Annotated in this window: 8 protein-coding genes and 1 pseudogene; 2 read left to right on the top strand and 7 right to left on the bottom strand. The window is 72.4% G+C overall.

Annotated elements, in window-relative coordinates; genetic code table 11:
- Positions 1–61: 61 nt before the first annotated feature.
- Positions 62–712 carry a TetR/AcrR family transcriptional regulator C-terminal domain-containing protein gene (locus CA983_RS35880; protein WP_086604926.1) on the bottom strand — a complete coding sequence of 217 codons (651 nt, stop codon included), beginning with the start codon at positions 710–712 and terminating at the stop codon, positions 62–64.
- A gap of 74 nt (positions 713–786) precedes the next feature.
- Between CA983_RS35880 and CA983_RS35875 the strand changes: the two genes are divergently transcribed.
- A complete protein-coding gene (locus CA983_RS35875) occupies positions 787–2,184 on the top strand; it encodes an FAD-dependent oxidoreductase (protein ID WP_086604925.1) in 1,398 nt (465 codons plus the stop codon).
- On the opposite strand, the gene leuE is transcribed toward CA983_RS35875, so the two are convergent.
- Complete coding sequence (leuE, locus tag CA983_RS35870; RefSeq protein ID WP_086604924.1) at positions 2,185–2,832, bottom strand: leucine efflux protein LeuE; 648 nt, start codon at positions 2,830–2,832, stop codon at positions 2,185–2,187.
- Positions 2,833–2,865: 33 nt separating this feature from the next.
- Complete coding sequence (locus tag CA983_RS35865; protein WP_086604923.1) at positions 2,866–4,446, bottom strand: acyl-CoA mutase large subunit family protein; 1,581 nt, start codon at positions 4,444–4,446, stop codon at positions 2,866–2,868.
- Positions 4,447–4,592: 146 nt separating this feature from the next.
- On the opposite strand from CA983_RS35865, the gene CA983_RS35860 reads away from it, so the two are divergent.
- Entirely contained in the window at positions 4,593–5,450 is an 858-nt protein-coding gene (locus CA983_RS35860) for a L,D-transpeptidase family protein (RefSeq protein ID WP_086604927.1), read from the top strand.
- Positions 5,451–5,607: 157 nt separating this feature from the next.
- Here CA983_RS35860 and CA983_RS35855 read toward each other — a convergent pair whose 3' ends face one another.
- The 4 genes and pseudogenes from CA983_RS35855 to CA983_RS35840 all read right to left on the bottom strand — a co-directional run.
- Positions 5,608–6,693 carry a hypothetical protein gene (locus CA983_RS35855; protein ID WP_086604922.1) on the bottom strand — a complete coding sequence of 362 codons (1,086 nt, stop codon included), beginning with the start codon at positions 6,691–6,693 and terminating at the stop codon, positions 5,608–5,610.
- On the bottom strand, positions 6,693–7,367 hold the full coding sequence (locus CA983_RS35850; RefSeq protein WP_086604921.1) for an RNA polymerase sigma factor: 675 nt from the start codon (positions 7,365–7,367) through the stop codon (positions 6,693–6,695). Before CA983_RS35850 ends, CA983_RS35855 begins: the two co-directional genes overlap by 1 nt.
- A 609-nt stretch (positions 7,368–7,976) precedes the next feature.
- Positions 7,977–8,435, bottom strand: a complete 459-nt coding sequence (locus CA983_RS35845) for a hypothetical protein (protein ID WP_086604920.1) — start codon at positions 8,433–8,435, stop codon at positions 7,977–7,979.
- 140 nt (positions 8,436–8,575) lie between these two features.
- Positions 8,576–8,959, bottom strand: a pseudogene (locus CA983_RS35840) (hypothetical protein); the annotation flags it as partial.

The raw sequence follows: 8,959 nt of genomic DNA, 5'->3' as shown, positions 1-8,959 counted from the left end.
TGCCCCCCGTGGTCACCCGGGCCGTACGGCGGGCACGCGCGCAGCGGTCCTGAACCGGGTGTCATGAGACCCCGTACCGCGCCCCGATCCCCTCGATCACCAGGGCGAGTCCCTCCTCGAAGTGCCCGTCGTAGTCCTCGAAGATCTCCGCGCCCGCCTGGGCCGACAAGGGAAAGTCGGCCATCAGGCGGGCGCGTTCGTCCACGTCGTAACCCTCGCGCCGCTCACCCGGGAGCGGCTGGACGCCCTGCTCCTCGGTGACGAAGCCCAGCGTGTACAGATACGCCGTGGTGAGCGCCCGGACCGCCTGGGCGAGGGTGAAGCCGGCGGCCGTCAGCAGGCGCAGGTTGTCCTCCATCTGCCCGGCATGTTCGATGCCGGTGAAGCGTGAGCCGCTGAACACCTTGGCGCCGTCCCGGTAGTCCAGCAGGGCGGCACGCAGCCCCCGGTTGGCCTTCAGCAGCCGTTCCCGCCAGGTGTCGCCCGGGTCGAACGAGGCCCCGGCGACCATCCGGCGGTACATCTCCGTCGCCATTTCGTCGAGGAGCGCCTGCTTGTCCTTGAAGTGCCAGTAGAGGGCGGGCGCCTTCACGTCCAGTTCCCGGGCGATGGCGCGCAGGGTCAGGCCGTCCAGGCCCACCTCGTTCAGCAACCGCAGCGCGGTGTCCGCGACCCGTCGGCGGTCCAGGGGCGCGCGTCGTTCCGTACTCACGCTTGACAATTTAACACCGTTAAGGCGACGCTCTGGAGCGACGGCACTTAACAGCGTTAAGGAGAGGGTGGCTCATGGACACGGACGTACTGGTGGTGGGCGCGGGCCCGACCGGTCTGGCGCTCGGCATCGATCTCGCCCGGCGTGGGGTGGCCGCGCTCGTGGTCGAGCAGGCGGGGGCGCTGTTCCCCGGTTCGCGCGGCAAGGGCATCCAGCCGCGCACGATGGAGGTCTTCGACGACCTGGGCGTGCTCGACGCGATCCGCGCGGCGGGCGGCCCCTACCCGGTGGGGATGATCTGGCAGGACGGCAGGCGGGCGGGCGAGCACCGGATGTTCGACCCGGCCGAGGCGAGCGAGGACTCGCCGTACACCGGGCCGTGGATGGTGCCGCAGTGGCGCACGCAGCAGATCCTGCGGGCACGGCTGGAGGAGCTGGGCGGGAAGGTGGCCTTCGGCCGGGAGGTCGTGGGCCTGACGCAGGACGCGGACGGGGTCCGCGCGGAGTTCGCCTCCGGTGAGCCCGTCACCGCCCGGTACGCCGTCGCGGCGGACGGCGGCCGCTCGACGGTACGCCGGCTGCTCGGCATCGGCATGACGGGCGAGACCGTGGACCCGAACCCGACCCTGGTGGCGGACGTCCGGATCAGCGGCCTGGACCGGGACAACTGGCACGTCTTCCCGCCGGGCGGGGACGGCGACGGCTTCCTCGCGATCTGCCCGCTCGCCGGCACGGAGGACTTCCAACTGGTGGCGCGGTTCCCGGAGGGCACGACCCCGGACCTCTCCCTGGAGGGCATATGGAAGGTCGTCGCCGCCCGCTCGCACCTCGCGCCGCAGGCCGTGACCCAGGTGCGCTGGGCCTCGGACTTCCGCCCCCGGGCGGCCCTGGCGGACCGCTTCCGCTCCGGGCGGGTCTTCCTCGCCGGCGACGCGGCGCACGTGCACTCCCCGGCCGGCGGCCAGGGCCTCAACACCAGCGTCCAGGACGCCTACAACCTGGGCTGGAAGCTGGGCGCGGTGCTGACGGGCGGCGCGCCGGCGTCGCTCCTCGACACCTACGAGGAGGAACGGCGGCCGATCGCCGCGGACATGCTCGCCCTGTCGACGAGCGTCCACCGCGGGGAGACACGGCGCGGCGAGGCCACCCGTCAACTGGGGCTGGGATACCGGGACTCGTCACTCACGCAGGAGACGCGTACCGCCCCGACCGCCCTCCGGGCGGGCGACCGCGCACCGGACGGCGAGCTGGACGGCGTACGGCTCTTCGACGCCTTCCGGGGACCGCACTGGACGCTGGTGGCGGTGGGGACCAAGGCGCCGGCGCTGCCGGAGCCGGTGCACGGGGTCAGCGGGGCGGAGCAGGCGACGTACAGCAAGGGCCTGTTCCTGGTGCGGCCGGACGGTTATGTCGGCTGGGCGGGCGACACGGGTGACGGATTGCGGCAGTACCTGGGGCGCGCCGGTCTCTGATCAGGCACTCGCGAGGGACAACTTCACCGCGAATCCGAGGAACAACGCGCCCGCCGCCGAGGTCGCTCCCGCCGACAGACGCCTGCGGCGGCGGAAGGCGGCGGCCAGCCTGGTGCCGCCGAAGATCAGCGCGCTGAGGTAGAGCACGCTGGCGAGCTGGGCGAGAGTGCCGAGGACGACGAAGGACAGGGCGGGATAGGCGTACCCCGGGTCGACGAACTGCACGAAGAAGGCGACGAAGAACAGGATCGCCTTGGGGTTGACCAGGCTGACCACGAAGGCACGGCGGAAGGGCCGCTCCCCGACGGGCGCGGGAGCCTCCGTACCGGCGGACCGCTCCGCACGCGTGCGCCACATGCCCCACGCGGCCCGCAGCATGCCTACGGCCAGCCACGCCAGATAGCCGGCCCCCACGTACTTCACGATCCCGAACAGCACGGCGTTGGCCTGCAACAAGGACGCCACCCCGGCCGCCGACAGCGTCATCAGCACGGTGTCCCCGCACCAGACCCCGGCCGCGGCGGTGTACCCGGCCCGCACACCGCGCCGGGCGGCGACGGACAGGACGTACAGGGAGTTGGGACCGGGCAGCAGAACGATCAGGACGAGGCCCGCCAGGTAGGTGGGCAGATCGATGACACCGAACATGGAAGGGAGTGTCGCACGGGGGCAGCAGGTGAATCAGAACGCGTCGCTCGGGACGTACGTCCCCCACACCTCCCGCAGGGCGTTGCACACCTCGCCGACCGTCGCACGGGCCCGCAGCGCGTCCTTCATCGGGTACAGGACGTTGTCCTCGCCCTCGGCGGCCTTCTTCAGGGCGGCCAGGGCTGCGTCCACCGCCGGCTGGTCGCGCTCCGCGCGGAGCCTGGTGAGGCGTTCCGCCTGCCGGGCCTCGATGGCGGGGTCGACGCGCAGGGGCTCGTACGGCTCCTCCTCGTCGAGCTGGAAGCGGTTGACGCCGACGACGACCCGCTCGCCGGAGTCGGTCTGCTGGGCGATGCGGTAGGCGCTGCGCTCGATCTCGTTCTTCTGGAAGCCGCGCTCGATGGCGCCGACCGCGCCGCCGAGCTCCTCGACCTTGGCCATCAGCTCGACGGCCGCCGCCTCCACGTCGTCCGTCATCCTCTCGACGACGTAGGAGCCGGCGAAGGGGTCGACGGTCGCCGTCACGTCCGTCTCGTGGGCGAGGACCTGCTGGGTGCGCAGGGCCAGGCGCGCGGACTTGTCCGTGGGCAGCGCGATCGCCTCGTCGAAGGAGTTGGTGTGCAGGGACTGGGTGCCGCCCAGGACCGCCGCCAGGGCCTGGACCGAGACGCGGACCAGGTTCACCTCCGGCTGCTGGGCCGTCAGCTGGACGCCCGCCGTCTGCGTGTGGAAGCGCAGCATCAGCGACTTGGGGTTCTTGGCGCCGAACTCCTCCTTCATCACCCGTGCCCAGATCCGGCGCGCGGCGCGGAACTTGGCGACCTCCTCCAGGAGGGTCGTACGGGCGACGAAGAAGAAGGACAGGCGGGGCGCGAAGTCGTCGACGTCCATGCCGGCCGCCACCGCCGTGCGGACGTACTCGATGCCGTCGGCGAGGGTGAAGGCGATCTCCTGCACCGGGCTCGCGCCTGCCTCCGCCATGTGGTAGCCGGAGATCGAGATCGTGTTCCACTTCGGGATCTCCGCCTGGCAGTACTTGAAGATGTCGGCGGTCAGGCGCAGCGAGGGCTTCGGCGGGAAGATGTACGTCCCGCGCGCGATGTACTCCTTCAGGACGTCGTTCTGGATCGTGCCGGTCAGCCGGCCGGCGGCGACGCCCTGCTCCTCCGCGACCAGTTGGTAGAGGAGCAGCAGCAGGGCCGCGGGGGCGTTGATCGTCATCGACGTCGAGACCCGGTCCAGCGGGATGCCGCCGAACAGCACCCGCATGTCGTCGATCGAGTCGACGGCGACGCCCACCTTGCCGACCTCGCCGTGCGCGAGCGGGGCGTCGGAGTCGTGGCCCATCTGGGTGGGCAGGTCGAAGGCGACCGACAGGCCCGTCGTGCCGTGGGCGATCAGCTGCCGGTAGCGGGCGTTGGACTCGGTGGCCGTGCCGAAGCCCGCGTACTGGCGCATCGTCCAGGGCCGGCCGGTGTACATGGTCGGGTACACGCCACGGGTGAAGGGATACGCCCCCGGCTCCCCCAGCTTCTGCGCCGGGTCCCAGTCCCGCAGGTCGTCCGGTCCGTAGACCGGTTCGATGGGCAGTCCGGACTCCGACTCGCGCGCCATGGTCTGATGCCTCCCGCAGGACGGACTGTAGGGACCTCGCTCACCACCATGCCCCCTGGTTCGCGACGGGTCACCCCAGGGGAACATCTCAGGTGACATCCGGGCACACCGGTGAGACGACGGAGGGCCGCGTGCGTACCACGGGCATGGGGAGAGCAGCGATCGCAGTGGCAGTCGCCGGAGTGGCCGTGCTGGCCGGCTGTACCGTGCAGCCCCCCGACGGCGACGGGAAGCGCCGCTCACCGGTGCGCATCGAGTTACCCGGCGACACCCCGTCCCCGGACCGCAGCCCCGACGGCGACGACGGCGGACCGGGCACGGCTCCYGCCACTCCGCCCGGCGACGACAAGCCGAGCGCCGCCCCGGTCCCGCCCCGCGTGCTGTGGTCCCGCGGCGACACCGGCCGGGACGTCCGCGAACTCCAGGCCCGGCTGCGGCAGGTCGCCTGGCTCTTCGAGGGACCGACCGGGACGTACGACGAGTCGACCAAGCGGGCGGTCAGCGGCTTCCAGGGCAAGCGGGGGCTGCCGCGCACCGGGCGGACCGACACCGTCACCTGGCAGCGGCTGCTGCGGATGACCCGCGAGCCGGGCACCTGGGAGCTGTACCTCATGGGCGGCCAGCCGGCCGATCCGCCCGACCCGCGCTGCACGACCGGGCGAGTGCTGTGCGTCGACAAGACCAGCAGGACGCTGCGCTGGATGATCGACGGCCGGACCGTGTCGACGATGGCGGTCCGCTTCGGCTCGAAAGGCACACCGACCCGGGAGGGTGTGTTCTCCATCTACTGGAAGTCCCGCGACCACGTGTCGACGCTCTACGACTCGCCCATGCCCTACGCGATGTTCTTCAGCGGCGGCCAGGCCGTGCACTACTCCCCCGACTTCGCGGCCCGGGGCTACGCGGGCGCCTCGCACGGCTGCGTCAACGTACGGGACGAGGGGGCGATCGCGGAGCTGTACGCGCAGGTCCGCGACGGCGACAAGGTCGTCGTGTCCTGGTGAGGACGCGGAGGGGGAATTGGGGCGCGGGCGGGACCGGGGGAACGTGTCCCGCCCGCGCTCAGGTGCACGAGCCGTAGGTACGGGGGGAACCCCGGCTCCGTGCGACGGCCGATGACCAGTCGGCTCACTCATTACTGCGCCGGGGCGGCCGAAAACGTCACACCCTCGGCGAGGAGATTTTCACGGAGTACGAAACCGCAGGTCGCAGGGGTGCGAGAGACCGCGTGGACCTGCCGCGGTCCGCGGCGTCATCGTCGCCGCCCTGCCTCCCGGCACGCTCCTCGGCCCGCTTCCCGGCCTTCCGCTCGGCCTGCTTCTCGGCCCGCTTCTCGGCCTTCTTCTCGGCCTCGTCCCGCTTGCGGTCCTGCTTGCCGGACCTGTCCTCGCGGTGGCGCCGGTCCGTGTCCTCGTCATGCCGCTCGCCGGAGCGGCCGCCGGACCCGGACAGGACGCCGTTGCAGTACTTCCACACCCGGGAGCCGCCCGCCGCGTCCCGCAGGGCGCGCCTGCGGTCGGCGTCCAGCCGCTTGCCGTCGCGCAGGTCGCGGCAGGCGGAAGCGATATCCCTGCGGTTGTCGCCGGGGCGGTCTCCCCCGTCGCCGGAACTGGGCTTCGGGGCCGGGTCGTCGCCTGCCACGTCCCGTCCGGGGTCACCGGCGCCGCCCGTCGAGCCGCCGCTCGGGGTGTCGTCGGGCGTGGACCCGCCCTGCGCGGCGTCGCTCGGCGAGGGCGACATCAGCGGGCGCTCGGGCGGAGTGGCAGCGGCCGAGATCGAGGAGCCGGGGTGGGGATCGTCGTTGCCGAACGGTGCCTTCAGGGCTCCGGTTCCGGCCGCGAGGGCGGCACCGCCGGCCATGCCGACGGCCAGCACGGCGGCCAGGGCGAGGCGCGCGGGACGGACCCGGCGAGGCCGCCGGACGTCGCCGGAGCCGCTGCCGCGCGGGGTTCCGATCCGGACCAGCCCGGCGTCGGCGACCTCGCTACGAGCCTGTCCGCCGTCGGTCGCGGGGGCCGCTCCGGTGTCGGCGCGTTCCGCGCGCGCCTTGCGGAAGGCGGCCATCGCCGCGGCCTCACCGGGGAGTTCCTCGCTGGTCAGAGGGGGTGAGGCGGAGAGCGCGCGGAGCGCTGCGGCGAGCCGTTCGGCCTCGCCCGGCGCGGCGCCGTCGACAGCTTCGAGTGGCTCTCCGCTCAGCAAACGCTCCGCCGTTTCACGGTCCAGCCACCAGTACTGCTCGTCGGCCATCACACATCCTTCTGCGTCCGCGCGACGCTTTGCGTCACCCGTGCGGACGCCATGGCACCGCCGGACGGTTCTCGCTGCGGCGGCAGAGCGTCGAGCACCCCGGCCGATTCCGGATCGGCCTCCGGATCCTCGCCGAGCAGTTCCGCGAGCCGCTTCAGACCCCGGTGGGCCGCCGTACGGACGGCGCCCGGGCGCTTGCCGAGGGTCTCCGCGGCGGTCTTCGCGTCCAGCCCCACGACCACGCGCAGCACGACCGCCTCGGCCTGGTCCTGCGGCAGCCGGGATATCAGGGAGAACGTGCCGTCGGTGGCGAGCGCCTCGATGGCCTCGCCGGCGGTGTCGGACTCGGCGGCCCGGCCGGTCAGTTCCGTCTCGTCGCCGCCGATCGCGGGGCGGCGTCCGCGCATGCGTATGTGGTCCAGCGCGCGGTTGCGGGCGATCCGGGCGGCCCAGCCGCGGAACCGGTCCGCGTCGCCGGTGAACCGCTCCAGGTCCCGGGCGATCTGCAGCCAGGCCTCGGACGTCACGTCCTCGGCGTCGGGCTCGCCGACCAGCGTCCGTACATACCCGAGCAGCCGCGGGTGCACGGCCCGGTACACAGTCCGGAACGCGTTCTCGTCTCCGTCCTGTGCCGCGCGCACCGCGGCGGTCAGCTCCGCGTCGTCCCCCAGCACCGCGCGCCCTTCTGCGCCTGAGCCGGCGCCGCTTTCGCGGGCCGGGTTCTCGCCGTCGTGGTTCCTCAATTGATGGTTGCGGTAACAGGACCGCAGGTCGTTGCGGTAGCAAGACCGCAGGTGGTTGCGGTAGCAAGACCGCGGGTGGTTGCGGTGGTCTTGGTGCCTCCGCGTTGGCGCGAAAGGCACGTTACGACCTGAAACCACTCCCCGTCCATGTCCGCCCGGGATGCAACTAAGCCGTGACACGGTGGGGTGTGACACAAAACCCACCCCGGGCGCTGTAGGTAGTACGGGCCGCCGCGCGGCCCGTACCGCGCGACGGCCGGGGCCTCTCCTGTGGGGGGTGGCGGCCTCGGCCGTCTCCGCGCAGGTCGCTGCGGCCGTCGGCCGTCAGCTTGCGGGCGCCTTCGAAGCGGCGCGTTCCGCACTGGTCCATGGTGCAGTCCGATGAGTGCTGTCTCACAGTGGCATCAACGGCGCAGCGCTTCGACGGGTGGGATTCGGGATGCTCTCCGAGGGTGCCCGGCACGGCCGGGCAGCGATGGACCGCCCCGGTCGGCGGCGGTCTCCATACCCACCCGTTGGCCGAGCGGGCGGGAGTGGCGCTCACGTGGTCCTCTTCTCGGGATGCTCGGACGTGGTGCTTCGACGGTCTTCGGCGACGGCGATCAGGACGAGCGTCACCGCGATCACCGCACAGCCCGTCATCACGGGCGTGAGGAAGCCGGGGACAGCTGCCGAGTACGAACCACCTGACGACATGCGGCAGTTGAGGGCAGGCGGCAGATAGGACACGCTGTAGCCGCTCACGTGCCCGTACAGCGTGGGGTTCGCGTCCTGGCAGGCCTGGGCGGTGCCGCTGTCGTCCAGGAAGAGCGCCACCAGGCCCCAGACGTAGGCGACTGCGGCGAGGGCTCCGGCGAGCGCGGCGCCGCCGCGTGCCACGGCCCCCGGGCCGCCCCTGCCGATCGCCGAGAAGCCGTATCCGGTGAGACCGAAGGCGGTCACGGCGGCGGCGACGATGCCGATCAGCAGGGGCAGAGCGGCGGGATACGAAGAGGTCATGGCAACCACCTCACCCGCCGGCGAGCTGCCGGACAAGGTTGTTGTACTTCTCGAGGATGCGGTACTCCCACAGGCCAGGCAGCCGGGCGGTGCGGCCGGGCGCCGAGACGTGACTCTCCGGCTGCTGTTGCCGAAATCCGCTACGGACGGCGGTCGTTGGGCTGGGCGGGCTTGCCCTGGCCCCCCGACGAGGCGCCGTCGGCAGCGCCGTTCCCGCCGCTCTGCGCGGCACCCGATCCGTTGTCCGCGTTGCCCGATCCGTTGTCCGCGTTGCCCGCGCCCGTGTCCGCGTTGCCCGAGCGGTTGTCGGCGCCGGTGGAACCGGGGGCTTCCGCGCTCTTCTCCGGTTTGGCGGTGCTGCCGGGCTTCGCCTCGGCCCGGGCCAGTTGCTCGGCGCAGTACTCCGTGACGTTCCTCGCACCGCCCGCGGCCTCGACGAGGCGTTTCCAGGCCGTCGCGTCCATGGCCTTGCCCCGGCCGTCGACCTGCTCGTAAGCGCGGCAGCGGGCCTCGGTGTCTTGGGC

It is taken from the genome of Streptomyces swartbergensis, assembly GCF_002148965.1.
GTDB classification, from domain to species: domain Bacteria; phylum Actinomycetota; class Actinomycetes; order Streptomycetales; family Streptomycetaceae; genus Streptomyces; species Streptomyces swartbergensis.
Note: the sequence above shows the minus strand (reverse complement) of the source record. Positions and strands in the feature narration are given on the sequence as shown.

Excerpts from the sequence above, each read along its gene's own strand:
- CA983_RS35875 (WP_086604925.1), top strand. The coding sequence starts at position 787 with ATGGACACGGACGTACTGGTGGTGGGCGCGGGCCCGACCGGTCTGGCG.
- CA983_RS35845 (WP_086604920.1), bottom strand. The coding sequence starts at position 8,435 with ATGACCTCTTCGTATCCCGCCGCTCTGCCCCTGCTGATCGGCATCGTC.
- leuE (WP_086604924.1), bottom strand. The coding sequence starts at position 2,832 with ATGTTCGGTGTCATCGATCTGCCCACCTACCTGGCGGGCCTCGTCCTG.
- CA983_RS35855 (WP_086604922.1), bottom strand. The coding sequence starts at position 6,693 with ATGGCCGACGAGCAGTACTGGTGGCTGGACCGTGAAACGGCGGAGCGT.
- CA983_RS35865 (WP_086604923.1), bottom strand. The coding sequence starts at position 4,446 with ATGGCGCGCGAGTCGGAGTCCGGACTGCCCATCGAACCGGTCTACGGA.